This is a genomic window from Streptomyces sulfonofaciens (assembly GCF_014656295.1).
GTDB classification, from domain to species: domain Bacteria; phylum Actinomycetota; class Actinomycetes; order Streptomycetales; family Streptomycetaceae; genus Streptomyces; species Streptomyces sulfonofaciens.
The window spans coordinates 39201-65965 of record NZ_BNCD01000034.1; the positions used below are offsets into that span (position 1 = coordinate 39201).

General features: G+C 73.1%; 25 protein-coding genes and 1 pseudogene. 14 read left to right on the forward strand and 12 right to left on the reverse strand.

Going from position 1 to position 26765, the window contains the following annotated elements; genetic code table 11:
- The first annotated feature begins 1 nt into the window (after window position 1).
- Window positions 2-2854: a CHAT domain-containing protein gene (locus IE313_RS32690; protein WP_189938679.1), complete on the forward strand. Its 2853-nt coding sequence runs from the start codon at window positions 2-4 to the stop codon at window positions 2852-2854.
- A gap of 26 nt (window positions 2855-2880) precedes the next feature.
- On the opposite strand, the gene IE313_RS32695 is transcribed toward IE313_RS32690, so the two are convergent.
- From IE313_RS32695 to IE313_RS32725, 7 genes are all read right to left on the reverse strand, one after another.
- The gene (locus IE313_RS32695; protein WP_189938681.1) at window positions 2881-3072 is read right to left on the reverse strand and encodes a hypothetical protein; all 192 of its coding nucleotides are present in this window, start codon (window positions 3070-3072) and stop codon (window positions 2881-2883) included.
- Between the two features lie 39 nt (window positions 3073-3111).
- Window positions 3112-3834, reverse strand: a complete 723-nt coding sequence (locus tag IE313_RS32700; protein WP_229925144.1) for a DUF6338 family protein — start codon at window positions 3832-3834, stop codon at window positions 3112-3114.
- 3 nt (window positions 3835-3837) lie between these two features.
- On the reverse strand, window positions 3838-4281 hold the full coding sequence (locus IE313_RS32705; protein WP_189938683.1) for a hypothetical protein: 444 nt from the start codon (window positions 4279-4281) through the stop codon (window positions 3838-3840).
- Between the two features lie 368 nt (window positions 4282-4649).
- Window positions 4650-5459: a PhzF family phenazine biosynthesis protein gene (locus IE313_RS32710; RefSeq protein ID WP_189938685.1), complete on the reverse strand. Its 810-nt coding sequence runs from the start codon at window positions 5457-5459 to the stop codon at window positions 4650-4652.
- Between the two features lie 203 nt (window positions 5460-5662).
- Complete coding sequence (locus tag IE313_RS32715) at window positions 5663-5854, reverse strand: DUF1059 domain-containing protein (RefSeq protein ID WP_189938687.1); 192 nt, start codon at window positions 5852-5854, stop codon at window positions 5663-5665.
- Window positions 5855-5898: 44 nt separating this feature from the next.
- A complete protein-coding gene (locus IE313_RS32720; RefSeq protein ID WP_308439244.1) occupies window positions 5899-6717 on the reverse strand; it encodes a methyltransferase domain-containing protein in 819 nt (272 codons plus the stop codon).
- Between the two features lie 4 nt (window positions 6718-6721).
- A complete protein-coding gene (locus IE313_RS32725) occupies window positions 6722-7978 on the reverse strand; it encodes an MFS transporter (RefSeq protein ID WP_189938689.1) in 1257 nt (418 codons plus the stop codon).
- 416 nt (window positions 7979-8394) lie between these two features.
- On the opposite strand from IE313_RS32725, the gene IE313_RS32730 reads away from it, so the two are divergent.
- The 4 genes from IE313_RS32730 (at window position 8395) to IE313_RS32745 (ending at window position 12253) form a co-directional block, all read left to right on the forward strand.
- A complete protein-coding gene (locus IE313_RS32730) occupies window positions 8395-8997 on the forward strand; it encodes a PadR family transcriptional regulator (RefSeq protein ID WP_189938691.1) in 603 nt (200 codons plus the stop codon).
- Window positions 8998-9340: 343 nt separating this feature from the next.
- Window positions 9341-9880 (forward strand): Clp protease N-terminal domain-containing protein, encoded by a 540-nt coding sequence (locus IE313_RS32735; RefSeq protein WP_189938693.1) that lies wholly within the window; start codon window positions 9341-9343, stop codon window positions 9878-9880.
- A gap of 123 nt (window positions 9881-10003) precedes the next feature.
- Window positions 10004-11017 (forward strand): EamA family transporter, encoded by a 1014-nt coding sequence (locus tag IE313_RS32740; RefSeq protein ID WP_189938695.1) that lies wholly within the window; start codon window positions 10004-10006, stop codon window positions 11015-11017.
- 276 nt (window positions 11018-11293) lie between these two features.
- A complete protein-coding gene (locus IE313_RS32745) occupies window positions 11294-12253 on the forward strand; it encodes a DMT family transporter (protein ID WP_189938697.1) in 960 nt (319 codons plus the stop codon).
- A 94-nt stretch (window positions 12254-12347) separates the two neighbouring features.
- Here IE313_RS32745 and IE313_RS32750 read toward each other — a convergent pair.
- Window positions 12348-13011, reverse strand: a pseudogene (locus IE313_RS32750) (pyridoxamine 5'-phosphate oxidase family protein).
- Between the two features lie 116 nt (window positions 13012-13127).
- On the opposite strand from IE313_RS32750, the gene IE313_RS32755 reads away from it, so the two are divergent.
- Window positions 13128-14459: an aminotransferase class I/II-fold pyridoxal phosphate-dependent enzyme gene (locus IE313_RS32755; RefSeq protein WP_189938700.1), complete on the forward strand. Its 1332-nt coding sequence runs from the start codon at window positions 13128-13130 to the stop codon at window positions 14457-14459.
- Here the strand turns inward: IE313_RS32755 and IE313_RS32760 are convergent.
- Entirely contained in the window at window positions 14450-15400 is a 951-nt protein-coding gene (locus tag IE313_RS32760; RefSeq protein WP_189938731.1) for a DMT family transporter, read from the reverse strand. The two genes, IE313_RS32755 and IE313_RS32760, sit on opposite strands and share 10 nt — an antisense overlap.
- A 341-nt stretch (window positions 15401-15741) precedes the next feature.
- On the opposite strand from IE313_RS32760, the gene IE313_RS32765 reads away from it, so the two are divergent.
- Window positions 15742-16674: a LysR family transcriptional regulator gene (locus IE313_RS32765; protein WP_189938702.1), complete on the forward strand. Its 933-nt coding sequence runs from the start codon at window positions 15742-15744 to the stop codon at window positions 16672-16674.
- Window positions 16675-16943: 269 nt separating this feature from the next.
- Here IE313_RS32765 and IE313_RS32770 read toward each other — a convergent pair whose 3' ends face one another.
- Entirely contained in the window at window positions 16944-17405 is a 462-nt protein-coding gene (locus IE313_RS32770) for a Rieske (2Fe-2S) protein (protein WP_189938704.1), read from the reverse strand.
- A 1032-nt stretch (window positions 17406-18437) separates the two neighbouring features.
- On the opposite strand from IE313_RS32770, the gene IE313_RS32775 reads away from it, so the two are divergent.
- From IE313_RS32775 to IE313_RS32790, 4 genes are all read left to right on the forward strand, one after another.
- Window positions 18438-18653, forward strand: a complete 216-nt coding sequence (locus IE313_RS32775; protein ID WP_189938706.1) for a hypothetical protein — start codon at window positions 18438-18440, stop codon at window positions 18651-18653.
- Between the two features lie 425 nt (window positions 18654-19078).
- Window positions 19079-19378, forward strand: a complete 300-nt coding sequence (locus IE313_RS32780; protein ID WP_189938708.1) for a trypco2 family protein — start codon at window positions 19079-19081, stop codon at window positions 19376-19378.
- Window positions 19375-22260 (forward strand): NACHT domain-containing protein, encoded by a 2886-nt coding sequence (locus IE313_RS32785; protein WP_189938710.1) that lies wholly within the window; start codon window positions 19375-19377, stop codon window positions 22258-22260. Before IE313_RS32780 ends, IE313_RS32785 begins: the two co-directional genes overlap by 4 nt.
- A 91-nt stretch (window positions 22261-22351) precedes the next feature.
- Complete coding sequence (locus IE313_RS32790) at window positions 22352-23131, forward strand: DUF6801 domain-containing protein (protein ID WP_189938712.1); 780 nt, start codon at window positions 22352-22354, stop codon at window positions 23129-23131.
- A 17-nt stretch (window positions 23132-23148) separates the two neighbouring features.
- On the opposite strand, the gene IE313_RS32795 is transcribed toward IE313_RS32790, so the two are convergent.
- Window positions 23149-23919, reverse strand: coding sequence for an MmyB family transcriptional regulator (locus IE313_RS32795; RefSeq protein ID WP_189938714.1), 771 nt, complete (start codon window positions 23917-23919; stop codon window positions 23149-23151).
- Between the two features lie 11 nt (window positions 23920-23930).
- Between IE313_RS32795 and IE313_RS32800 the strand changes: the two genes are divergently transcribed.
- From IE313_RS32800 to IE313_RS35780, 3 genes are all read left to right on the forward strand, one after another.
- The gene (locus IE313_RS32800; RefSeq protein ID WP_189938716.1) at window positions 23931-24599 is read left to right on the forward strand and encodes an SDR family NAD(P)-dependent oxidoreductase; all 669 of its coding nucleotides are present in this window, start codon (window positions 23931-23933) and stop codon (window positions 24597-24599) included.
- 373 nt (window positions 24600-24972) lie between these two features.
- Window positions 24973-25299 (forward strand): hypothetical protein, encoded by a 327-nt coding sequence (locus IE313_RS35775; RefSeq protein WP_229925147.1) that lies wholly within the window; start codon window positions 24973-24975, stop codon window positions 25297-25299.
- Entirely contained in the window at window positions 25296-25475 is a 180-nt protein-coding gene (locus IE313_RS35780; protein WP_229925145.1) for an alpha/beta fold hydrolase family protein, read from the forward strand. The genes IE313_RS35775 and IE313_RS35780 overlap by 4 nt, the downstream gene beginning before the upstream one ends.
- A gap of 143 nt (window positions 25476-25618) precedes the next feature.
- Here IE313_RS35780 and IE313_RS32810 read toward each other — a convergent pair whose 3' ends face one another.
- Window positions 25619-26278, reverse strand: coding sequence for a TetR/AcrR family transcriptional regulator (locus IE313_RS32810; RefSeq protein ID WP_229925146.1), 660 nt, complete (start codon window positions 26276-26278; stop codon window positions 25619-25621).
- Between the last annotated feature and the right edge of the window lie 487 nt (window positions 26279-26765).

Genomic DNA, 26765 nt, shown 5'->3' on the forward strand with positions numbered 1-26765 from the left:
CATGTGGCTGGGGTTGGAGATGCTGCTCTCCGGGTTCTGCATGCTGATCTGCGGGGTGGTGGGGGACCGTCACGTCAACCGGAACATCCGCAGATCGGGCCTCATGGCCGGAGCGGTCGGCCTCTCCACCGTGCTGACCCGTCCGATGCCGTACCCGTGGATCGAACCGGTCGCCGCTGCCATGGGGATGACCGGTTTCTATGTGTTCGCGGGCCGGAACCTGCGTACGTACCTCCGGCAGAACCGCGATCCGGCCCTGGACCCGACCGCGGCCGCGGAGGCGTACGAGGAAGGCCATGCGCACCTGCGGCGCTACGACCTCACCGGCAGCGTGCAGACGCTGGACCACAGTGTCGGCAGGCTGCGCTCCGCCGTCCGGTCGAGCGCGGGCGAACGGGCCAGGCCGGAGTACGCGGCGGGCCTGGTGATGGCGCTGCGCGGCAGGTACGAGCGCCTGCGCAACACCGAGGACCTGGACGAGGCCATCGCAACGGGGCGTGAGGTGGCCCGGCACCCGGCCGGCCCCGCGGTCCACCGCGGTGCCCTGCTCGCACAGCTCAGTTGCGCCCTGCGGGTGCGCCACGACCACTTCGGGGACGCCGCCGACCTGGAGGAGGCGCTGGAGAGCAGCCGCGAGGCGGTGCGCGTCACCCCCGCCGGCCCGTCCGGCGCCGGCAGCGCATGCCTCAGCGAGCTGAGCGCCGTGCTCCGCAGCAGGTACGAGCGCACCCGGCACCAGGACGACCTGGACGAGGCGATCGACACGCTCGAACAGGCCGTGCGCATCACCCAGGCGGGCGACCGCCCGTATGTGCGGGTGGTCCACCTGACGACCCTCTGCCGGCTGCTCGTCCAGCGCCACGGCAGAACCGGGCGGTGGGCCGACTTGGACCGGGCGTTGGCCGTCGGCCGCCAGGCGGTGCAGCGCATGCCGGCGGACTACCGGCTGCACGACACCTGCCTCGACAATCTCGCCCTGGTGCTGCGCGTACGGCACGAGCACGCCCCGGACGCCGCGGAACTGGACGAGGCGATCGGCCTGGCCCGCACCGCCGTCGACAAGGCCCCCGCCGACGGCCCCGGCCGCGCCGGCCACCAGCTCAACCTGGCGCTCGCCCTGCGCAGCCGCCACCGCTCAGCAGAACGGCGCCCCGGCGATCTGGACGACGCGGTGGCACTGGCCCGGCAGGCGGCGCGGAGCCCGGTGGCCGACGTCCCCGCCAGGGTGACCGCCGGGGTGGCCTGGGGCGACATCGCGGCGTCAGCCGGTCGGTACGGCGAGGCGGTCGAGGCCCTGGAAGGCGTGATCGAGCTGCTGCCCAGGCTGGCGGCCCGCGAGTTGCACCGCACCGACCAGGAGCACCGGCTCGGCCAGTGGTCCGGGATCGCCGCCTCCGCCGCGGCCTGTGCGCTGGCCGCCGGAGCACCCGGCAAGGCGGTCACCCTGCTGGAGCAGGGCCGCGGGGTCCTGCTGGCCCGCGCCCTGGACAGCCGCGCCGACCTGACGGCGCTGCGCCTGCACCACCCCCGACTGGCCGACGAGTTCGAGGAACTGCGGGACGCACTCGACGCCATGCACGACCCCGAGCCGCTCCTCGACCGGAGCGAGGACGGCGGCGAGCAGACGGGCGGCACCGACCCGGGGGCCGAGCCGGACTGGGCCCGCGAACGCGCCCTGAAGACGCGGCGGGAACTGACCGCCCGCTGGGAGGCGCTGATGGCACGCATCCGGAGCCGGCCCGGCTTCCAGGCGTTCGCGCGCGGCCCGGAGCAAGCGGGGCTGCACGCGGCAGCCGAGGAAGGACCGATCGTCTTCCTGAACGTCAGCGCCCACCGGTCCGACGCGATCATCCTCGGTCCCGACGGCACCCGGACGGTGCCGCTGCCCGCCGTCACGCTCGAAGCCGTGGACGCGCGGGTGCGCGAGACGGCCGACGCGGTACGGCCCGGCCATGTTCTCGACCCCGGGAGGCAGGAAGCCCTCACCGAGGTGCTGGCCTGGCTGTGGGACGCGGTGGCCGCACCTGTCGTGGCGGCCCTCGGCCTTGACGGGCCGCCGCCCGGAACCGCCCCGCCGCGCGTGTGGTGGGTGCCGACCGGTCCGCTGGCCCTCCTGCCCGTGCACGCCGCGGGACACCACGGCACCTGCGGTGACGACGACCCGAGGACCCTGCTCGACCGGGTGGTCTCCTCCTACGTCCCGACCGTGCGCGCGCTGCGGGGCGCGCGCGCACGGCGGCCCGCCCGCACCTCGCCCCGGCCCCTGGTCGTCGCCCTCCCGGAGACACCCGGCGCGGCGCCACTGAGCGGTTCGCCCGCCGAGGCCGAGGCGGTGCGGCGGCGCTTTCCCGGCACCCGGGTGCTGTCCGGCGATGACGCGGTCGCCGACCGGGTGCTCGCCGAGCTGCCCCGCAGGACCTGGGCCCACTTCGCCTGCCACGCGGTGGCGGAACCGGACGCGCCGTCCCGCGGACGGCTGCTGCTCCACGACCACGAGCACCGCTCGTTCTCCGTCGCCGACATCTCCCGGCTGCGGTTGCGCACCGCCGAACTGGCCTACGTCTCCTCCTGCTCGACCGCCCGGCCCGGCAACCGGCTCTTCGACGAGGCGATCCACCTCGCCTCCTCTTTCCAACTGGCCGGCTTCCGGCAGGTGATCGCCACGCTCTGGCTCCTGCAGGACCGGGTGGGCGCGGAGTTCGCGACACACGTCTACGAGCACCTGGCCGCACCGGGCAGGTCGCGCGGTGCCGCGGACGCCGCCGTGGCCGTGCACCGTGCGACGCTCACCGCACGCGAGCGGTATCCGCACTTCCCGGCGCTGTGGGCCGGGCTCATCCACGTGGGGCCCTGACGCGGCGGCCTACCGGCCCGGTCGGCTCACTCGTCGGTCGGCGGGAGCGGGAGCGGAAGCGTGCGGTCGGGCTCCGTCCGCGCCGGGGGAGGCGCGGAGGCACCGGCGGGCCCGGTGGGGCCCTGGTCGGGCTCGGGCACGTCGTCGCGCGGGGTGTAGCCGCGGAACTGGGCCGCTTCCGCCAGCAGTTCCAGCTCGTGGGGAGTCAGGTCGGGCATGGGGTGCCTTCCGGGTGGTCGGTCGATCCGGTGCGCGGGTCAGCGCCTGCCGGGCGGGCGGCCGCGGCGGATCGGCAGGCGCCGGGTGCGCCGGGCCGGGGCACGGACTTCCCCCGGCACGGGGCCGGTGGTCAGGTCCGGCGGATGGACGAGCTCGAAGATGTCGGCGTCGGCGGCGCGCACGTGCAGCCCCGCGGTCCGCTCGATCCGGCCGGCGAAGCTGCCGTCCGGGTTCATGCGCCACGCCGACTCCAGGAAGAGCTCCGCGGGTTCCGGATACGAGGTGGCGTACGACCCGGACCCGTACCAACCGCCCACCCAGGTCCCGTCCTTCAGCCGGACGCGTACGAAGCACGAGCCCCGGTGCCGGAACATGTGGTCCCAGGCGCTGGGCGCGGCCCGGTACCGGGCGGGCAGCCGGCGGTGCTGCCACAGTGACACGCAGCCGGCCGCGGCGGCGGGGACGGCGACGAGCAGGAGCAGCGCCAGCAGCCCCGCGAGCCGCGGCTGCCGGACGGCACCGTCCCAGTGCTGCTGCCCGCCGCCGCGCACCACGCGCACCAGCAGCGGACCGAGTACGACCGCGTACACCGAGTCGAGCACGATGGACGCGGTCACGGCCCGCAGTACCCGCTCGCCCAGGTTGCTCTCCCGGGCGACGGGTCCGCGCAGCCGCTCGCGGAGGAACTGGTAACTGATGCCGGGCAGGACGAAGACCACGAGCAGCAGCACCTGGAGCGCGGAGGACGGAGTGTGGCCCATGGGTCACAGGCCCGACAGGTCGTGCGGGTCGTACCGCACGGTGTCGCGCAGCCGCCTGCCGCGCACCGCGAGCGGGACGAGCAGGAGCGCCGCCACCGCACAGCCGATGACCAGCGGTGACCGGGTCGCCTCCGTCCACGCGATCAGTTCGTCGCGCCGCCAGATGAGGAAGAAGGTGCCGGCCAGTCCCACGACGGCCCACATCAGCGGGACGAGCGGGCTCTGGCTGCTCGATGCGATCTCGGCGAGGAACAGCAGACCCGAGGCGAGCAGCACCAGGGCGTTGAGCAGGACCGCCCCGTCGGCGCCGCTGAGGAGGAGCCCCTCGCCGAGGGGGACGAAGACGGCGGCGATGAGGGCCTTCAGCCCGTACCGCCCCTCCCTGGGCACGAACAGCACCAGCCACACCTGTGCCGTCGTGACGAAGGACGACCAAGACCAGTGCACGTCCCGCCCCTTCCCCCACCCGCGCTGCCGGCTCCATCCTGCCGGAGCGTCCTGACGGCCGGCGGGTTTCGGCTATCTTCCCGGCCGCACGCGGGACCGGTCCCGGGGCGACGGAACCGGGTGCGGCACCTCCGGGGAGGGCGTGCCTTCGCGCCTGGCTGCCGGCTGCACGGAACTCCTTGTGCTCCGTCCTCTCGCCCGGGCCGGTGACGCCGGCCATGAGCAGCCTGGTCCTGTGTCGACGATCCACGATCGTCGGTGAAGGAGCGGGCACCACGGGCAGACCAGCCGTTCAGGATGCCGTAGACCGCCGCCCGCCCCGCGCCGGAGCCCCGGCGCGGGAGCCCGGCGGTCGGCCGGGGGCGGGCTCAGGCGAGCAGGTCACCGTCGATGACGGTGACCGCGCGCCCCGTGATCAGGGTGCGCTCGGCGCGCAGCTCGGTGTGCACCAGGCCCGTACGGGAGGACGCCTGCAGGCCGGTGAGGGCCGGGCGGCCCAGGCGCCGGGACCAGAACGGGGCGAGAGCGGTGTGCGCGCTGCCCGTGACCGGGTCCTCGTCGATGCCGACCAGCGGGAAGAAGCAGCGTGAGACGTAGTCGTAGGCGCAGGACGGATCGGCGGCCGGCGCGGTGGCGACGATGCCGCGGTCCGAGTGGCGCATGAGGGCGCGCAGATCAGGAGCGAGGCCGCGCACGGTCGCCTCGTCGGCCAGCTCGATCAGCAGGTCGCCGATGTGGGGACCGGTGTCGTGGGCGCTCAGCGGCTTGGCGCCCAGTGCGGCATCCAGTCCCTCGGGCACGTCGACCTCGGTCAGCGGGGCGGTCGGGAAGTCCATCGTGATGCTGCCGTCCGGGCGCGGCTGAGTGGTGAGCACGCCGCAGCGGGCGGCGAACCGCACCCTGCCGCCGGCCGCGCCCGTGGTGTGCAGCACGTGTGCGGTGGCCAGCGTGGCGTGCCCGCACATGTCGACCTCGGTGACGGGTGTGAACCAGCGCAGTGCCCAGTCCGCCTCGCCGCCCGCGGGCAGCGGGTGCGCGAACGCGGTCTCGGAGAGGTTCACCTCCGCGGCCACCTGCTGGAGCCTGGCGTCGTCGGGGAAGCTGTCCAGGAGGAGCACGCCGGCCGGGTTGCCCGCGAACGGCCGGTCCGTGAAGGCGTCGACGATTCGAATCCGCATGAGCAGACGGTAGAACGCGGCGAGTGCGGTCGGCCAAGGCCAATTCGGGAGTGCTGGCCTCTCCCCGGTGCCGGCTCCCGGATGCGGCGGGGCGCTCCGCCGCGGGGGCGCCCTTCGATGCCGCCACCCGCCGGGCCCGCGCCCGCGGGGCCACCGGGCAGCCGCGCCCGCCGTCCCGCGGGGAGACGGACGCGGCCGGCCGGTCAGGCGTGCTGAGGCGTCTCGTCCTTGAGCCCGGAGCGGATCTGCTCCCGCAGCTCGGGGGTGTCCGCGTGACCGTGCACGGATGCGGCGTGCTCGGCAGCGGCGCGCACCACTTCCTCCTCCTCACCGGAGATGGCGAGAGTGCAGTTCATCTCGCTCGGCATATCGCGGCAGTCGACGACCTTGCGCATGACACACCTCCTCTGCCTCCAGCGTAGATCCGCCCGGCCGGCCGTCACAGCGCAGCCGGCGCCGGAGCCTCGGCGGTCGGGGTCGCGGTTGTGGTCGAGGGCGAGGGCGCCGCGCGCTGGTCGCGGCGCGCGACGGTGACGATCTCCACGCTCTCCCCGGTGACCGGCCCACGGTGCCAGTCGCCGTACCGTGCCTCGACCGTGAAACCGGCACCGGCGAGGAAGGCGTCCAGTGCCGGGGGATCGAGGAAGCGCAGGACGGCGCGGGCCACGTGCAGTACGCCCCCGCCGGGGCCGAGGACCGACTCGGTGAAGGTGACCACGTCATCCGCGACCGACTCGACCTCGTGGCACACGCGCAGCTCGCGGCCCGACCAGTCGATGACGGCGGTCGCGTTCGACGGCCGCCACTCCTCCCAGGCGCGCGCCTGCGGATGACGCGTCTCGAACACGAAGCGGCCACCCGGGCACAGCGCCCCGTTGACCGCGGCGAGCGAGGTGCGCAGGTCGTCGTCGTCCACGAGGCACTGGAAGGCGTGGCCCGTCATCGTCGCCAGCTCGACCACGCCCTGCCCGGCCGCGTCCGCCGCGGTGCCCGCCACCCACTCGACGTCCTCCCGGCGCCGCGCCCGGGCGAGGGAGGCGCGGTCCGGGTCGAGGCCGACGAGGCGTCCGGCGTGCCCCTCGCCGCGTGCGTGGTGCAGCATGGCGCCGGTACCGCACCCGACGTCCAGGACCGAGCCCGCCGCCATGACCAGACCGTGGTAGAAGGCGTCGCCGGGGCGCCGCCCGGGGTCCCAGGGGTTCAGCAGGTCGTAGAGGGCGGCGGCGTCGGCGTCGGTGAACATCGCGGCTGGATCCACGGCATCATCCTTGTCTCAGGCGGGAAGGTCGCCGTCGCCCCGACAACCGCAGCCCGGCGCCGACGACGGCGAGCAGGACGGTCGAAAGGCCCGAGGCGGTCAGTACGAGGCGCGGGCCCAGGGCCGCGGTCAGGGGGCCGCCCAGGGCGGTGCCCACCGGGGCCGCGGTGAGGAGGGCGGCGCCGCGGGCCGCGAGGACGCTGGTCAGCCATGCGGCCGGCGTACGGTCCTGGAACAGCGTGAAGGACAGCGCGGGGAAGGGGCCGTAGACCAGCCCGCCCAGAACGAAGCACGCGAGGGTCACCGGCACCGGCGCGCTCAGGCCGAAGGGTACGAGGGCGAGACCCCAGCCGGCGACGATGCCGAGGGTGACCGGCCACAGCGGGAGCCTGCGCAGGGCGCCCGCGGCCAGCCCGCCGAGCACGGCCCCCACCCCGAAGAGCATCCAGTACAGCCCGAGCAGGCTGGGCCCGGCGTGCAGGTCGTCGATGACGTGCAACGGGAGCGCGACCTCCACCGGCCCGTACAGGAAGGCGAAGAACCAGGTGAGCGCGAGCACCCCGAGGAGCTCGGGCTGCCGGCGCAGCAGGCGCAGACCGGCCGCCGACTGCTCGGCGCCGGCCGGCGCCGCCGTCTTGGCCGCTCCGTCGGCGCTGCCCGACCTGCGGAGCTGGAGGGCGAGGACGGCGAAGGACACGGCGTCCAGGCCGAGGAGCCAGGCCGGGCTCATGGCCGTGGACAGGAACCCCGCGATGGCGGGGCCGGCAATGACGGATGCCGATGTGCTGGTGCTGACCAGCGCGTTCGCGGCCAGCCGCTGATCCGGCGGCAGCATCTGGGCCAGCAGCGCGTACTTGCCCGCGCTGCCCCAGGCGTGCAGTACGGAGGAACCGGCGAGCAGGCCCACGTAGAGGGCCGGGCTCAGCATCCCGGCCGCCCAGGCCAGGGGCACGCAGCCCAGCAGGACCGCGCGGAGCCAACTGTCCGCGACCAGCAGCCGGCGGGCCGGCAGGCGGCGCAGCCAGCGGCCGAAGACCAGCGCCCCCACCGCTCCCGGAAGGGCGTAGGCCGCGACCGCGGCGCCCACCAGCAGGCCGGTCCTGCCCGGGGGCGCGATCAGCACGGCGAGCCACGCCACGGCGACCCCGCTCATGCCGTCGCCCAGGTCGGAGGCCGCGAGGGTGGGAAGGAGCCGCCGGAATCCGGAGTGGGCGAACACCGGTCTGTACGCGCGCGGTATGCGCGGTCGCAGGCGTGTCATTGGTGGTTGAGTCACCCGGTCAGACTCGTCGTTCGACCATGCCCGGGGTCAAGAGGTGTTCCGGGCGGATTGCCGCGGCGCCACCGGCCCCGCCGCGGGGCCGTCCGGCTCGGGACCCGTGCCCCGGTGCGGTGCCCCGCGCGGCCGCCTCCACGGTGGGATCCGGCTGCACGTCCCCTGCGATCTCCGGAGCCGGGTCGGGTGCGTCCGGTGGTCCCGCCCGTGCGCTCCTCCCCACCAGGCTCTCGGATCCGGCTCTCGAACGACTGCCCGGTGCCGCTGTGCCTGCGGCCCTCCGCATGGCGCGGGCCCTGCCGGACATATCGGGTCCACCGGGCGCGACTGTTGCCTGCCGGCTCTTTGCGATATATCGTTGACGCATCACGACCGATCAACGATGGAAGGAGCGCATGGTGATGCGTGCCCATGGATTCGAACACGGACCTGGTGAGTGCGGGCCCGGCCATCACGGTCGGGGCGGCTTCGAGAGGCGGCGGGCGGCCTTCGGCGGCTTCGGACCCGGTTTCGGACCGGGCGGCCCCTGGGGTGGCCGCGGCGGCCGCGGTGGGCCGCGCGGCCGGGCGCGGCGGGGTGACGTCCGCGCCTCGATCCTCGCCCTCCTCAAGGACCGCTCCATGCACGGGTACGAGATGATCCAGGAGATCGCCGAGCGGAGCGGAGGGGTGTGGAAGCCCAGCCCGGGCTCGGTCTACCCCACCCTCCAGCTACTGGAGGACGAGGGCCTGATCGACAGTGCCAGCGAAGGCGGCAAGAAGCTGTTCTCGCTGACCGAGTCGGGCCGCCAGGCCGCGGACGAGGGGCCCGAGGCGCCCTGGGAAGAGGCCGGCCGCGGAGTCGACTGGGAGTCGCTGAACGAGGTCCGGCAGGCCGGATTCGGCTTGATGGAGGCATTCGGCCAGGTCTGGAAGACCGGCAGCAAGGACCAGCGCGACAAGGCGCTGGCCGTCATCAACGACACCCGCAAGCGGCTCTACCGGATCCTCGCCGACGAGGACTGACCGACCGGCCCCCGGGCTCCGCCCGGATGGCGGGAAGGGCCCGCCCCTCATGGCGGGAAAGTGAGCAGGAGGTGGGGGAGGAGTGGGCGAAAACGCACGCTCCGTATGGCGTCCCGGCAGGCGTCCCGCGAGAATATGCGGGGTGCCTGCCGCTCCGGCAAACCCCGCGGCCCCCGGTGGCGTTCGCGGTCCGTGGCAAGGCGGCGCGCGCGGGCAGTGGCAATGAGGGCCGGATGTCATCCTTGAGAAGGAGATCCCACGTATGGATGCCCACCCTGTGTCGGACGTGAGAATGCTCCCCGCCGCTGATGTCCTGACCCTCCGGGGCTGATGGGGTAGGGGAGTGCCACCCCGTATTCCGCGTCAGCCCGCCGAGCGCGGACCCAACCGTGTCGAACTCGACGCCAGGCTCAGTGCCGAGCTGCTCTCCGCGATGGCCGGCGCCCGCCGCCGTGCCGCACGGGACGGGGACCGCCAGATCGACACCGCCCACCTGCTGCACTCCCTGCTGGAGTGCGACCCGCAGGTGAGGCTCGTCTTCGACGGTGCCGTCCTCGCGCGCCTGCTCGGCTACCTCGTGCAGCGGAGCATCGGCTACGGGCTCCAGTGGCAGAGTGCCGTGGAGGACTCCGGCAGTGTGCCGGTCGTGCTGGAGGCAGGGTGGTCGCCCGCCGCCGCCTTCGCCATGGACGCCGCCAGGAAGCGCTCCGAGCAGCGCGGTGACACACGGGCGCGCGGACTCGACCTGCTCGTCGCCATCGCAGCCGACGCGGAGTGCCGCGCCGTCGAGGTGCTCGGCCGGGCCGGCGTGCGGGCCGCCGAGCTGGAGTCGCGGATCGAGGCCGCCGAGGACGAGGGCGGCCTCGACGAGCTGCCGTCCTGAACCCGTACGCGGCCCGGGCCTGCCCGCAGGGACCCGGGCGCACGGCTCCGGTCACGGCACCCCCTCACCCGGACAGGTGTCAACGGAGATGACGCTCATGACGCCGTTTGCCATCATGAGCGGGTGCACAGTGCCCGAGAGAGCTCGCCCGGCCGGAGCAAGAGCGTCGGCCTCGGTCTTGCGCTGGTGTCCGCGGTCGCGTTCGGCGGCTCAGGTGTCGCCGCGAAACCGCTGATCACCGCCGGAATCGCGCCGCTGCACGTGGTCTGGCTGCGCGCGGCGGGTGCCGCGCTGGTGATGCTGCCCGTCGCCTGGCGCCACCGGTACCTGGTGCGCCGGCGGCCCGTCCTGCTCGCCGGTTTCGGACTGCTCGCCGTCGCCGGGGTCAAGGCGAGCTACTTCGCGGCCATCTCACGCATCCCGGTGGGCGTCGCCCTGCTCATCGAGTACCTGGGTCCCGCACTGGTGCTCGGCTGGGTCGGGATCGTACAGCGCCGCGCGGTCAGCAGGGCCGCGGCCCTCGGGGCCGTACTCGCGGTCGGCGGGCTGAGCTGCGTCGTCGAGGTCTGGTCGGGGCTGCGCTTCGACACCGTGGGGCTGCTGCTCGGCCTTGCGGCGGCCTGCTGCCAGGCCGGGTACTTCCTGCTGGGCGACCACGGCAGTGACGAGGGCGACGCCTCACCCGACCCGCTCGGTGTGATCGCCTACGGCCTCCTCGCGGGCGCCGCCGTCCTCACCGTCGTCGCCCGCCCCTGGAACCTCGACTGGTCGCTGCTGGCCTCCAGCGCCCGGATGGACGGCACCCCGGTCCCCGCAGCCGTGCTGATCGGCTGGATCGTCCTCGTCAGCACGGTCCTCGCCTACGTCACCGGGATCCTCTCCGTGCGCCGGCTCTCCCCGCAGGTCGCCGGCGTCGTGGCCTGCCTGGAGGCGGTGATCGCGACCGTGCTCGCGTGGTTCCTGCTGGGTGAGCACCTCGGCGCCGCGCAGTTGGCGGGCGGTGCGGTGGTGCTCGCGGGTGCGTTCATCGCCCAGTCCGCCGCACCCGCCAGGCCGCCCTCGGCTCCCGTTGCCGGCGGCCGCCCGGAAGCCGCCGGCAGCAAGGCGCCCGCCGGCCACGGCACCGCGGCGGAGTGAGCGCCTGCGACGGCCGCACAGCCGGTCCCCGGCGGAGCGCGGCGCGTCGGGCGGACGGCGGGCCCGGCCCGCGGGGGCGCTGGCGGTGGGCAGCACCGCACCGTAAAGTACCGATCATGCATTCGGACGCACTCGTTCTTCCGCCCCCGGCCCGCTGAGGCGGGCTTCCGGACGACAGCCCGGCCGCTCGGCCGGGCCGAGCGGTGCTGCCCGCAGAAGAAGTCCACGCACCCCTCGCGGTGCCTTCCCGAACTTCTGCACCCCTGCGGAGAACACGTGTCGAATGCCGTATCCCCTGTTGCCCCCGCCCTGTCCGTAGGCCGGGGCCTCAGCTATCTGTTCGTCGCCGGCGTCGCCTGGGGGACCGCGGGCGCCGCCGCGTCCCTGCTCTACCGGGCCGGTGACCTGGGCCCCGTCGCCCTCTCCTTCTGGCGGTGCCTCGGCGGGCTCGTCCTGCTGCTCGCCGCCCGGTGCCTGCGGCGCCGCCCGCGGGCGGCCGGGTGCGAGCCGTGGCGGAGCAAGGCCGTGCGGATCGTGGTCACCGGGCTTGCGCTCGCCGTCTTCCAGACCGCCTACTTCGCGGCCGTGGAAGCAACCGGGCTCGCCGTCGCGACCGTGGTGACCCTCGGAGCCGGGCCCGTCCTCATCGCGCTCGGAGCCCGCTTCACCATGGGCGAACTCCTCGGCCGCAGCGGCACCGCCGCCGTCGCGGGGGCCCTGACCGGGCTCGCCGTACTGGTGCTCGGCGGCAGCCACGCGACCGTCCGCCCCTGGGGCGTCGTGCTCGCGGTGCTGTCCGCCGCCGGATACGCCGTCATGACGCTGGTGACGCGCCGGTGGGGGCGGACCGGGACCGGTGACGGGACGGGCACGACCGCCTGGGCGTTCGGCGTGACGGTGCTCTGCCTGCTGCCCTTCGCCCTCGCCGAGGGGATGGTGCCGCACACCGCGCACCCGGGCCGGGTGGTGCTCCTGCTGGTGTACGTCGCCGCGGTGCCCACCGCACTCGCCTACGGGCTGTACTTCGCGGGCGCGGCCGTCGTACGGTCCGCCACCGTCTCCGTGATCATGCTGCTGGAGCCGGTCAGCGCGGCCGTGCTCGCCGTGGTGCTGCTCGGCGAGCGGCTGACGCTGCCCACCGTGGCGGGGACCCTGCTGATGCTGGCCGCGGTCGCGGGCCTCGCCGTCGCCGAGGCCAGGGGTGCGGCTGCACGGCGGGAGTCGGTTGCGGCCTGAGCGGGCGGTGCCGCGCTGGTGCGGTGGCCACGGGCCCGGCCGCCGCACCGCGGGTCCTGCCGAGCGGCACGGGAGTGACGGCGTCCGCCCGGGCTCACAGGACGGTCAGGTAATCGGGTACGGCCGTCGCGCCGTCCAGGTCGTCCGACGGTACGGGCGTCCCGTATCCCTTGCGCAACGGCAGGACCCCGGCCCAGTGGGGGAGGGAGAGGTCGTCCGGCTCGTCGTTGGGGCCGCCGGTGCGGAGTTTCGCCGAGACCTCGTCCAGGTCGAGCCGGAGCACCGCGGTCGCGGCCAGCTCCCTGGTGTTCGCGGGGGCGTGCGTCCGCCGCCCGACCCGGCACGACGTGGTCGACCAGGGCGTTGAGGACGGCGCTCTTCTCCTGCGGGTCCGTCACGGGGCGGGCGGTGCCGTGCACCACCACCGAGCGGTAGTTCACCGAGTGGTGGAAGGCGGACCTGGCGAGGACCAGGCCGTCGACATGGGTGACCGTGACGCAGACCGGCAGGCCGGGGTCCTCGCGCCCCGCCATCTGCAGCGGACGCGAGCCGGTGGATCCGTGCAGGTACAGCCGGTCGCCGACGCGGCAGAACAGCGTCGGCAGCACCACCGGCGCGCCGTCGCGCACGAAACCCAGGTGGCAGACGTACGCCTCGTCCAGGATCGCGTGCACCAGGGCACGGTCGTACGCGGCGCGCTCGCGGGCACGGGTGGGCACGGTGCGGTCGGTGGGCGGATAAGCGGACTGCTCGGTCATGGCGTCCTCCTCGCGGGCCGGGGACTGCTCGGTCTCGGGATGGTGCGGTGGGCGCCGGGCGCACCGTCCGCCTCGATCACTTGCCTCGATCTTTGCGCTAGTACAAAATATGTTTTGTGCTAGAAGAGTATCGGATCACGGGGCGCCGTGCAGCGGACATCGCCGGCAGCATCGAACGCGCGGTCGGCACCGGCGAGTTGGAGCCCGGCCGTCCGCTGCCGCCCGTGCGGGAGCTCGCCGAGCGGCTGGGCGTCAACCCGCACACGGTGGCGGCGGCCTACCGCGTCCTGCGTGAGCGCGGAGTCGTCGAGACGGCGGGCCGCCGCGGCACCCGCATCCGCCCCAGACCGCAGACGACGGCCCGCGACCTGATCCGCGTCGACGCCCCGCCCGGCGTCCGGGACGTCTCCCAGGGCAACCCCGACCCGGCCCTGCTGCCTCCGCTCGCCGGGGCCTTCGCGGCCGCCGCCGCGCTGGCCGACGCCCACCCCGTGCTCTACGGCGAGAGCCCCGTCGAACCCGAGCTGGCCCGCCGGGCGCGCTCGGCCTTCGACGCCGACGGCGTCCCGCCGGGCCCCGTGGCAGTCGCCTCGGGCTCGCTCGACGCCATCGAGCGGGTGCTCGCCGCACACCTCAGAGCAGGAGACGCGGTCGCGGTGGAGGACCCGGGGTGGGCCGCCCTGCTCGACCTGGTCCCGGCGCTCGGGCTGCGCACCGTACCCGTGCGGGTCGACGACGAGGGTCCGCTGCCTGACGCGGTGGCGCGGGCGCTGCGTGGCGGGGCGCGGGCACTGGTCGTCACCGACCGGGCGCAGAACCCGTTGGGCGGCGCCGTCGGGGGCGAGCGGGCACACGCCCTGCGGGCGGTGCTCGCCGATCATCCGCAGGTGCTGCTGATCGAGGACGACCACGGCCACGGCATCACCGGCCTGCCCCTGCACCCGCTGGCGACCGCCGCGGGCAACTGGGCACTGGTCCGCTCCGTCGCCAAGGCATACGGCCCCGATCTCAGGCTCGCCGTCCTCACCGGTGACGCGGTGACGCTCGACCGGCTGTCGGGGCGGCAGCGGCTGGGCCCGGGCTGGGTCAGCCGCCTCCAGCAGCGTGCCGTCGTCCATCTCTGGTCCAGCGGCGCGGTGCGTCCCTCCGCCGTCGCCGCCGCCTACGACACGCGCCGCACGGCACTGATCGCGGCGCTCGCCGAGCGCGGGGTACCCGCCCTGGGCCGCACCGGGATGAACGTCTGGGTGCCGGTGCGGGACGAGACGGGTGCGGTGGCGCGGCTGCTGCACGCCGGATGGGCGGTGGCCCCGGGCGCGGCCTTCCGCATCGAGGCCCCACCCGGCATCCGGATCACCGTCTCGGGGCTGGGCGAGGACGAGACCGGCCGGCTTGCGGACGCCGTCGCCGCCGCGCTCGGACCCGCGCCCGCCAGGCGTTACGACTGAGGCCGCCGCCCGGACGCGGTCGCACCCCCGTCCCGTGCGGTCGCATCACCGTCCGGTGTGGACGGTGTGTTCCGCCGCGGCCGGGACTGGGTGAGGGCGGCACCGATGATCACGATCACCGCGCCCACCGGCGTCGACCAGGCCAGGGACTCGCCCAGCACCGCCACGCCCGCGGCGGTGGCGATCACCGGGACGAAGTAGGTGACCATCTGCGCGGTCGTCGGGCCCACCTCGTGGACGAGGCCGTACTGCACCAGCAGTGCGAGTCCCGTGCCCAGCGCGCCCAGGGTGACGACCGCGAGTATCGGCACCACCGGGAAGTGCGCGGGGATGGAGGTGAACACCGGAGTGACGACAGCCAGTTGCACCGTCGCGAGCAGTAGCTGGCCGCCGGTCATCGAAAGGTGCGAATGGTGCGAGCCGGCCAGCGTGCGCCGGACGTGGATCCAGCCGACGGGATAGCTCAGCGAGGCGAGCAGGGCCAGGGCGGTGCCCCGCGCGTCCAGGCCGCTGAAGCCCTGCCAGGCGCCGAGCACCGTGAGCACCCCGAGGAAGCCGAGGCCGAGTCCCGCCACCCGGCGCCGGGTGGGCCGGTCCTCGGACAGTGCGACCAGCGACAGCACCATGCCCCACAGGGGCGAGGTCGCGTTGCAGATCCCGGCCAGTGTGGAAGGGATGGTCAACTCGGAGAAGGCGAAGAGCGAGAACGGCAGGGCGTTCAGCAGGAAGGCCGCGACCGCCAGATGGCCCCAGGTGCGCACCCCGTGCGGCAGCCGCTCACGCTTGACGACCATGGCCACGGCGAGCACGGCGGTGCCGAAGAACAGCCGTCCGAGGGTCACCTGGAGCGGTGCGTACGCCTGTGTACCGACCTTGATCAGAAGGAAGCTGAAACCCCAGATCAGCGACAGCAGACCGAAGCGCAGCCGCCAGTCGAGCACACCTCGACCGGGTCGGGTGCCGGTACGCCCCGTGCCCGTGGGGCCGGACGCGGGCGGTACCGCGGCGGCGCTGGCGGAGGCGCTGGCGGAGGCGCCGCCGGGAGTGCCGGGAGAGCCGGGAGAGTCAGAAGTGCCGAGAGGGTCGGAAGTGCTGGGAGATTCAGAAGTGCCGGGGGCGGCGGGAGCGCTGGGGAAGCCGGAGGTGCCGGGGGCGGCGGTGGTGCAGGGGGTGCGGAGGTGGGGGGTGGCGCGGGGCGTGGCGGTCATGGCCCTCAGCATGGGGCCGACGATCTCGTAGTACAAGCGAGTTTGTGTGCCAGGTATCGCGTAGCATTCCTTACATGTTGAACCTGGAGCGCCTTCGTACGCTGGACGCCCTCGCCAGGCACGGCTCGGTCAGCGGCGCCGCGGCCGGCCTGCACGTCACGACGTCCGCTGTCTCCCAGCAGATGACCAAGCTGGAGCGGGAGGTGGGCCAGCAACTCGTCGCCAAGAACGGCCGGGGCGTGCGCCTCACCGACGCGGGCCGGCTGCTGTCGGAACACGCCGCGCGCATCCTCTCCCAGGTGGAGCTGGCCCAGTCGGACCTGGAGGCGCATCGTGGCCAGCCCGTCGGCGAGCTGCGTATCGCCGCGTTCCCCACCGCTGCGCGCGGCCTGCTGCCGTCCGTGCTCGCCTCGCTCGGCGAGCGGTGCCCGGGGCTGCGGGTGCGCACCGAGGAGCAGGATCCGGAGTCGGGGGTGCGCGGTGTCATCCGCGGTGACCAGGACCTCGCCGTCGTCCTCGACTGGCAGAACAAGCCGCTGCCGCTGCCCGAGGGCCTGCTCAAGGCCGACGTCCTCGACGACCCGGCCGATATCGCCGTGCCCGAGGCGCACCCGCTCGCTGACCGCCGCGAGGTGGATCTCGAGGACTTCGCGGACGACGAGTGGATCACCTGGCCCGAAGGGCAGTTCTGTGACGAGTGGCTGCTCCACACGCTGCGTGCCAAGGGTTTCGAGCCCCGTATCGCGCACCGCGCCGAGGAGCACCACACCCAGCTCGCGCTGGTCGCCGCGGGGCTCGGCGTGTGTGTCGCGCCGCGTCTGGGCCGTGATCCGGTACCCGCGGGGGTGCGCACCGTCCCCGTGCGCCACCGGGTGTACCGCCATGTCTACGTCGTCTGGCGGGCCGACGCCGATCGGCGTCCGTCGATCCGGGCCGCGGTGACGGCGCTGCGGGAGGCCGCGCACGCCACGGGCGGTCAGGATGCGGGCGGCCCCCCGCCGTCCTGACCGCCGCCTCCGGCCGACGTGTCAGGTTCGCCTGCCGGTGGTCCCGGCGCCAGCCGGTGGCCCCGTCGCCGAAGGCTCCGGGCGGTCTCCACGCGACCGCCCGGAGCCGACGGTCCCGCAGCCCGCGCCGTACGACCCGGCCGGGCCGGGGCCGCTTCCGCTCCGCGCCTGGGCCGGTCCGGGCCTCCGGGCCCACGGCCCCGGGGGCTTACGGGCCAGGAGGCCAACGGGATGCGGCCCGCGGACCGGACGGCACCGGAGCCGTGGGCTCAGGCGAGTTTGATCTCGTCTCCCGAGACCTGGATCTTCATGGCCGCCAGCGCCTCCGTGGCCGGCGGGTGCTTGACGCTGCCGTCCTCGATCGAGAACTTGCTCCCGTGGCAGGGGCAGTTGATGGTGCCGCCGGACACGCTCGACACCGTGCAGCCCTGGTGCGTGCACGTGCTCGTGAACGCCTTGAACTCGCCCTTGGCCGGCTGGGTGACCACAACCTGCTGGTCCTTGAAGATCTTCCCACCGCCCTCCGGGATGTCGGCGGTCTTGGCCAGGGGCGCCGCGCTGCCCTTGTCGGGGCTCTTGGCGGAGTCGGAACCCGCGGACCCGGAGCTGACGGTGCCGGAACCACCGGAGTCGCCGCAGGCGGCGAGCGTGGCGGCCAGCCCCACGGCACCCGCCGCGGTGACCACCGCCCGGCGGGACGGAGAGGAGAAGGACTCCCGTGAAAGGCTCATGCGTGCATGCCTCCAGGTTCGTGCGTGTGCTTGTGCGTGTGCTTGTGCGTGCGCCGTGTGGGTCGCCGTGCCTGGGGCGGCACGGTCCTCCTTGTCCATACGCACGGCGGCGGTCCGGTGTTCAACGTGCCGTCCGTCTCTTTCGGCACGGGATGCGCATCCGCGCGCCTGCCAGGCCCGCCCCGCACTCCGGCGACCGACCCTACGCCGCGTTCGTAGCACCATCTGCGCCGGCCGTGACGTGCGGTGGAAAGCACCGGTCAAGCGCCCCGCGCGGACCCACTGCCCTGGGTCGATGCGCACGGAAGTCACGGCGCTGCGCTGCGCCGCCCCCCTGCGCGAGGGCGGCTCGCCGCCCGGTCCGGTCGAGGCCGACGACCGGATCACCTGTGTGGTGAAAGGGAATGTCGTCCTCACTGGCAGCGGTGGCAGACGTGACCACCGCTGCTCTGGGTACGCTGCGTGACTGCGTGACTGCGTGACTGCGTGACTGCGTGACTGCGTGACTGCGTGACTGCGTGACTGCGTGACTGCGTGACTGCTGCTCGGGCGGGGCGACGCGCCAAGCCCACTCCGTCCTGGCCGGTTGCCCCAGAAGATACCGATGAGCCCCTGACCTGCCGCGATAGGTAGCTGTAGATCGCTGCCTGTGCGATGGCCTTTCGGCTGTTCTACGTGCGTACCTGTCGGTTCAAGCGAAGGTTGGGCAGGCCACACGAGACCTCCACTGTGGGCGGGGCCTGTCTCGGCTCTACGCGGAGACGTGGGAGGCGCTGTGGCAGGGCCGGATGCTCGGAGGCCGAGGGCTTCCGGTGGCGGCCGCTGGGTACCGGGCACGTTCGTGTCGTACAGCGCGGCGAACCGCTCCGTGCTGCAGGCCCCAGCGGGTCCGAGGACCATGCGCCGGGCGGTGTTTGCACGATGGCATCAAGGTCGTCCTGCTCCTTCGGCATACGTAGGACGGCGTCGTCGGCGCAGTGCTGCGAGGTGACGTCCAGTTCGACGGTGTGAAGAGGCACCTCGCTGTGGTCCGTGCTCGTCCAGGCGGCGTTCGACCATGGTCTGCTCATCGCCGAGGACGAAGACGCCGACGTGCTGGGACGTGGTGACGTCCGCAGTGCCACCCGCTCGGCCGCGATGGGATGGTCGCGGGAGAGCAGGCAGACGAAGTCCTCCCCGAAGGGCCGTGACTGCGACGGGCGGCGACGGGCCCGGCACGAGCGGCCGACGGCAGCGATCGTCGTGTGAGGCGCGGACAGGTGTCCGAGGAGAACCGCAGGCGGGCACCCGCGGCCTCCCGATGACGCACCTGAGCGGATCCCGGCCGCGCGCACCGCTGGAACCGGCCGGGAGGACACGGTCACCCCCCTCGTGAAGCGCCCGGGATCACTCACCCGGCCCGGTCGGAAATCGCCTACCTGATCAAGGGGCCCCTCGTTCAGGTAGTCCTGCACATGCCGCCGACGCGCCACGGCGCCCGGCACGTCGCCGCCGGGGTCTGTCGTGAAACGGAAGGTTGCCGTGCGCGGGGAGGGGGTACGACCCACACTCCGGACGACTCGACCGGCCCATCTCCGACCACGCGCGCCGGTACGCGTGGGTGTGGCCGGACGCACCGGCACGGCAGTCACGGCCGAGCCCGGTGCCGCGGGGGCCGGGGGCGGGAAGCGGGAATGATCGAGTTGGCCAGTGTGATCAGGGACCTCCGCGAGGAGCTGGAAAGAGCCGTGGCCGCGGCGGAGGGCGCCGCGCTCCGGTTCGAGCTGGAGACGGTCGAACTGGAGGTCTCCGTAGCCGTCGAGCGATCCGGTGAGGCCGGCGCGCGGGCCCGGTTCTGGGTGCTGGAGGCGAACGCCGGCGCCGCCGCGGGGGCCACGTCCACACAGCGTCTCACCCTGGCGCTGCGGCCGACCCTCCGAGGAGCCGGCAGCCCGCCGTACGTGCGTGGTGCCGCCGCTCCGTATGAGCGGTGAGCTTCACCGACGGCGGCCGCCGCGCCACCGGACTCGACCCGCACCGCTTGGTGCAGATCGTCGTCACCCAACGCACGGGTGAACGGTGGCGCGGCTCCGGGTACCAGATGACCCGTACGTCGGTGCTGACCGCGGCGCACGTGGTGGGCGATGCGGAGTCGCTGCTGCTGTGCGCGCTGCCCGCGGCGGGCGGCACGACGGCGGCCGGGGGGATGCGGACGGACGGCGCGCCGGACGTCACCGTCATGGAGGCCCCGGGGCGGGTGGTGTGGTCCGACGACGAGCTGGACATCGCCGTGGTCGAGATCCTCCCGGCGGCCGGCCCGGGCGGCTGGCGGCCCGGGGGCGTCCTCCCGGTGCGGTACGCCTCCGTCGCGGCGCCCGTGGACTGCGAGGTGCTCGGCTTCCCGCTGTTCAAGCTGCGTCCGGACACCGTGTCCCGGCACCGGCGGACGAAGGAGGCGATCTGGTACCGCGACACCCACCACGCCCGCGGTACCACCACCCCCTGGTCGAACCTGGTCGCCCGCGAGCTGGAGATCTCCCTCGACTCGCCGGGGCCCCGTGCCGAACCCGGACGCTCGCCCTGGGAGGGTATGTCCGGGGCCGTGGTGTGGAGCGGCGGGTGCGTCATCGGAGTCGTCACCCGGCACTACGACGAGGGTCTGCACCGGCTGACGGCGAGCAAGACGGAGCGCTGGTACCGCCTTCCGCCCGACCGGTTCGACACCCTCCAGAGGCTGACGGGGTTGCCCGCCCGTCCCGGCGGCCTCGTGCGGCTGCCTCCGCCGAACAACCCGCCCGGCTGGACCGCGCCGCCGGAGCGGCCGGGCGCGGCGGACGCCCGCTCGGCGGCCGAGAGCCTGGCGCGTGCGGTGCGTGAGCAGTGGCGCGGCGAGGAGCAGCGGCAGCGGGCGACCAGCCGGTACCGCATCCAGGTGCGCTTCGACTGCACCCGGCGCAACGTGTACGAGCACTGGGCCGGCATCCGCACCCCGCTCGCGGACACCCTCGTGCCGCCCAGGGAACTGGCCGACCCGCTTCCCCTGAACGGCAGGCTCGACGAGATCGTGGACGTGTACCGATCGGTGCCGTCCGGGCGGCTGGTGGTGCTGGGCGGCGTCGGCGCCGGCAAGACGGTCCTCGTCTCCCGCTTCGTCCTCGGCCTGCTGCACCAGCGCGCTCCGGGCGACCGGGTGCCCGTCGTCTTCCAGGTGGGCTCCTGGGACCCGACGCGGCAGTCGCTGAAGGAGTGGATGCGCGGCCGACTGCTGCGCGACTACCCGTTCCTGGAGGCCCCCGTTGACGATGGACGGAGCCAGGCGCTCGCGGTGCTCGACGAGGACCTGGTCCTGCCCGTCCTCGACGGCTTCGACGAGATCGGCACCGCCCTCCAGGGGACCGCGCTGGGGGAACTCGGCCGCACCGACCTCCCGCTGATGCTCACCAGCCGCCCCGACGAGTACGGCTGGGCGGCGCTCCGGGGCGTGCTCACCCGGGCTGCCGTGATCGAGCTGGAGGCACTGACGGTCCCGGACTACGCCGACTACCTGCACTTCGCCAGCCGCCCGATCCGCAGCGACGGCGAGCGCAGCACCGTCTGGGAGCCTGTGCTGCACCGGCTGAACGAGCAGCCGCGCACCCGTGGCGCGGAGCATCTCGCGCAGGCGCTGTCCTCACCGCTGATGGTGACCATGGCACGCACCATCTACGACGGGACGTCCGGCCGGGACCCACGGGACATGCTCGACGAGACGCGGTTCGACTCCGCCGAGGCGCTGGAGGAGCACCTGCTCGCCGCGTTCGTCCCCGCTGTCTACGAGAACCGCCCGGGGCTGCCGGCGCGCCGCCGCCATCGCTGGACTCCGGAACTCGCGGAACGCCGGCTCGGTTTCCTCGCCGCCCACCTGGAAGGTCTCAGTACCGAGGACCGGCGCTACCGCGACATCGCCTGGTGGGAACTGGGCACCACCCTGCCTCGTTCCGTGCGCGTTCTCGTGATCGGTTTCCTGGCAGCGCTGGCCTTCGGAGTGACCACAGGAATCGGGAACATCCCCGTGGATCTCGTCACCACCGCGCAGAGTCTCTCTTTCGCCGTGGTCCGCGGAATTATCGTCGGATCACTGCACGGCCTGGCGGTCGGTGTAGCCTTCGGCGCCGCGTACGGATACATGTCCCGTAGTGGGCCACCGGAGCCTTCCCGGCTCTCCGTCGGTTTCTCCCGAGGGGGCGGAAAGCGGCGCGCGGCCGGTGCGCCGCGGTTCCTGATCGGCTTCGGGCTGGGTATGCCGGCGGGCGTTGTGCTGGTGCTGCTCGACCGGGGACCCGTCGGCTGGCTGGGCTACGACGACGGGAACGACGGCGGACTCCAGGGGGCGTTCCTACTGCCGTGCCTGCTCGGCGTCGGCGCCTGGCTGGCGCTCTCCGTCGCGCACTGGGCCATGACGCCGGTCGACCGCCGCTCAGTTGCCAGCGTGTCCGGTTCCCTGGCCACCAACCGTGTGAACACCCTGTTCCACATGGTCGTCTGGATGCTGGTCATGGGGGTGCCCGCCGGGCTGGGGGCCGGTCTCCAGGGGGGACCGCTGTGGGGATTCCTGGCCGGACTCGTCTTCGGCCTCGAGGCGGCTTTCGGGGGAGGGCTCGGATACGGGCTGAGCTTCACGGCCTGGGGGCAGTGGGTGGCGCTGGTGCGTATCTGGCTGCCGCTGCGCGGAAAGGTCCCATGGGCTGTGACGGCATTCCTGGAGGACGCTCTCGACCGCAACGTCCTGCGCCAGACCGGGGCCGTCTATCAGTTCCGGCACGTGCGACTTCAGGAACACCTGACACACGCTTATCACGCGCACCACAACCTCGGCCAAAAACGGGACAGCCCTTAGTGGAACCAAAGGCGACGGCAATCGCGTCGTTTTCCCTATCGTGAGAAGACGGGGAGAAGTACGCCCGCACCGGCGATCAGGGGAGGAAACAATGAAGTCGACGGTCAGAATCGCCGCGGCCTCGGGCATGGTGGCCGTGTTCGCCGGAGTGGTGGGAGCGGGAAGCGCACAGGCGCAGTCCGTTTCCAGGACCCTGCTGTACTCCTGCAACCTGAGCGTTGTCCACGTGCCCGTCAAGGGAGTGGTCCACGCCGAGGTGCCTGACGGGGCCGTGGCGGGCCGGGCCACCGGGACGTCGACCATCAGCGTGGGGACGACGCTCGACGCGCAGTACGTGGACGTGCTCCGCACACTGGAGGTCGCGAGCGTCGAGACCACCTTGGAGACCGGCATCGAAGTCACCGGGGCGGGCGGCACGCGCAGCATTCCGCTGCGGCTCACGGCCCCGGAGCTTCGCCTCCCGTCGTCCGGTTCGATGCGTGTCACCGCGTCAGGCACGGTGCCGGGACAGACTTTCGGTACTCCGGGCACGGTCAGCCTGCACGCCGGTGACTTCACGCTGCATGCCACCGCGGTGAAGACGGACGGCGAGAAGATCAGGAACGTGAACGTGTCCTGCGCGCTGAAGACCGAGCACGACGTCCTCGCCTCCGTCCAGGTGCAGGCCGCGGGAAGCGGAACGTCGAGCACCGACCCGTCCTCCGCGGGGCACCGGCAGACCGCCGGCGCGGACCTGGGCGGTGACGAGCTGGCCGACACCGGGCAGTCCACGGCCTGGCTGATCCCGGTGTCCGCGGGTACCGCCGCGGCTGGTGCCGCCGCCGTCGGCACGGTGTGGTTGCGCCGCCGGCGCTCCGGCCAGCACACCTGAGCCCGACTGCCGTACCGTCACCCGTACTGGCAGCCGGTCCTCGACGTCCAGGCGATCGCATCGATCACTTCGCGATGGTCACGCCGGCGACCACCTCGCATCGGTGCCCGCTCCGGGAACAGCGGCTCGGTCCGCACCCACCGCGCCTCAGCCAACGGCACACCCGGACCGACGACCACGTGCTGCAAACGGAACTGCCCAGGGGCCCGAGGGAACCGGGAAACGTGAGACGCTCCGCTGTCGGTGTGCCCGCCACCGGCGAGAACAGCGCGAGGATCTGTGCGCTCCTCGTCGACGAGCACCTGGCAGTCGAATACCAGGAGGCCCACCTCGGGGTGCAGGATCCGCTTGCGTCTGCTGCGCATCACTCCCACCGAATGCGGACGCCACAGGGCCTCGCATTCGGGACTCGCCCGTAGCAGCCGTTCGACCAGGTCCTTCGCCTGCGCGTCGTCGCGGCGGACGGCGGCGGCCCGCAGGTCGGCGAAGAGCGCCCTGGACTCCGTCGCGTGGTCCTGAACCGGATACCCGGCCCGGGCACGGGGATCGGTGAACCACCGGTACACCACCGTGCCCGCGGCACCGCGCAACCGGGTGAGATCCCCGAAGACGGCCCGTGCCGGATCGTTCTGGACCAGGGTGGCACCGAGGTCGGTCATCACCTGGGCCGGGACATCGGGAAGACGGTCCAGCACACCGAGCAGGCCAGGCGCGACGTGGTCGTCGGACCGCCTGCGGTCCGGCGGTCGGTGCCCGGCCAGCCGGAAGAGATGGTCGCGCTCGTCCAAGGTCAGGCGCAGTGCCCTGGCGCTCCGCGGCCGTTCGCGCCGCCGTGCAGCGCGCTGAGGAGACGTTCGGCGGCATCGACGTGCTGGTCAACAACGCAGGTCACATGCTGGTCGGCGCCATCGAAGAGGTCGAGGAGGAGCAGGCCCGGGCCCAGATGGACGTCAACTACTTCGGTGCGCTGTGGGCCACTCGGGCCGTGCTGCCCGGGATGCGGGAGCGCCGGGCGGGCCGGATCCTGCAGGTCTCCTCACCCGGGGGCCTGGTCGCCTATCCGGCGCTCGGCATCTACCGGGCATCCAAGTGGGCCCTGGAGGCGATGAGCGAGTCGCTCGCGGCCGAAGTCGCCGCGTACGGCATCCACGTCACGTTGATCGAGCCGGTCATGTTCCCCACCGGTCTGGCGGCCGGGTCCCCGCAGGCCCGGCAGGATCCGGCGTACGCCCATGCCCGGCAGGCGCTGTTCGCGGGGGCAGGAGCCGGCGGCTTCACACCGGGTGATCGCGCAGCGACGGCCGAGGCCCTCCTCACGCTCGTGGAGACGCCCGAGCCGCCCATGCGGGTCCTGTTCAGGACCGGAGGCCTGGAGGCTCTGCGCACCGAGTACTCCGGCCGGCTTGCCGGGCTGGATCAGTGGGACCACCTCTCGCGCCTCGCGCAGGGAAAGCCGAGCGGATCATGAGCCGCCCCTGCCCGGGCGCCGAGCGCACGGCGGATCCGGACGGACAAAAACACGGCAGTCCGGCCGACGGTTCCCTGCACGTGCCGGGCGCCGACCTCGCCTGCACGGTGAAGGGCGAAGGCGACGTGGTCCTCCACGGCCACGGGCTCACCTCCAGCCGCGCGGCGGACGCTGCCCGCGGCCTGGTGGACTACCGCCCGGTTGCCTCACGCAGCCGCCTGATCGCCTATGACGCGAGGGGGCACGGCCGCAGCACGGGCCCGCTGCGCGATGAGGACTACCGGTGGCCCAACCTTGCGCGCGACATGCTGGCGATGGCCGATCACTTCTCCCCCGATCGGCCGATCGGCCGATCGGCGTCATCGGAGCGTCCATGGGAACCGCGACCGCGCTGCACGCGGTGCTTCTGGCGCCGCACCGCTTCTCCCGCCTTGTCCGCACCACGCCTCCCACCGCCTGGGAAAGGCGGGCCGCGCAAGCCGGGCAGTACCGCCTGATGGCGGAGCTCGCCGCTGCGGACCCCGGCCAACTGGTGACAGCGATCCGGAACGGGCCGGTCCCGGCCGCCCTCGAAGGGACCGCCTATGCGGGCGATCCCGATGCACCGCCCGCGCTCCTGCCGCACGTCCTGGCCGGCGCGGCGGTCTCGGACCTGCCCGCGCCCGAGGTGCTCGCCGCCCTGCGTGTTCCGACACTGTGATCCTCACCTGGGACTCCGACCCCGTCCATCCGGTGGAGACGGCGCAACGCCTCGCCGAGGTGATCCCGGGCGCCCAGCTCCACATCTCGACGCACGCGGAGGACGTGACCGGCTGGGCCGGGCGGACCGTCGAGTTCCTTCGCCGGACGAACGGGGAGGTGACGCCGGAGCTGTGAAGGGCGGTTCCGCCGGGGGCGCCCTCGTGATGCGCGAATGGGCGGCCGCGAACGGGAATCAGGTCCGCACTCCTCAAGGCGGGCATGAAGAAAATTGGACGAGCCACCGGCCCTGCATGCCCAGCCGGGGAGTGAGGAACCCCTCAGCAGTCCTGGTAGCCGTAATAACTCAGGAACATGTCCACTCCACTTGTGATCAGTTGCTCGACGCGCTTGACCGTAGGGGGGTTGCCGTAGGCGCCGTATACCTGAATCGGTGACAGGACGAGACCGGACAGTTGGAGCACCGCCAGGTCAATGTCGGGAATTGACAGGCGGCCGCGCTGGACCTGACTGCGCAATGCCATCGCAAGCATTGGATGAAAGCGCTCGGGACCCTTCTTCGACCACTCCGTCGCAAGTGCGGGAATCTGGCGCAGCTCACCGACGACCGCATTGCGCAACTGCAGCAGCTCCGGCGAGCCGATCCGGGTCACCCACACCCGGCAGGCAGTGATCAGGTCGGCCCGCAGGTCGGTCGAATCGGCCACTACCGTCGTCAGGTATGTCTGAGCGTCGTCCAGGGCCTCGGACAGCGCGACGTCTATGACCGTGAGGAACAGGGTTTCCTTGTTGCCGAAGTGGTTGTAGATCGTCACTTTCGACACGTCCGCCAGCTCGGCGATCCGGTCGAGATTCACCCCGAAACCATGGGCTAAAAAACCCTCGCGGGCGGCCGCCAGAATTGCCGCCCGCTTCGCTTCGGCGCGTGCGCCCGATGGAATCCGGCTGGGGGGCGTGGCCTCGGTGTGGGGCGACGGCACGGGAGATGGCTTGCCTGATGGGCCGTTCTGCCGGCGACGAGGCGTACGAGCTGGCACTTCATCTCCACTTCGACTGCTCGAGGGTCCAGTACCGCGACTCAATGTACCGAACGGTGCGGTTCAACCCCGTCGTGCCGGCGCCCGCAGTGGTCGCCAACTGAACTGTATGGTACAGTTCAGTTCGGTTGGTGAGGGGCACTGCCTTCGACGCGGTCGATCCATCAGGGATGGGCTTGCGCAGCGCCCGTTGCCTCCGACGCCGATCAGCCGAGTTCGTCTGCTCGACGTGCGACGGGCAGTTCACGGTCGTGGCGGCGGAGCCGTTCCCGCAGCGCGCACGACCCGTCCCCCACTGGCACGGCAAGGACAGGTTCCACAGAATGCGAAGTATCGAGAGCCGCATCCCCCTCTTCTTCGACGTCCTGGATGACGAGTCCCGCGTCCTGCGTCAACTGGGCGCCCGCTTCATCTCGTCCGCCGAGGCGTT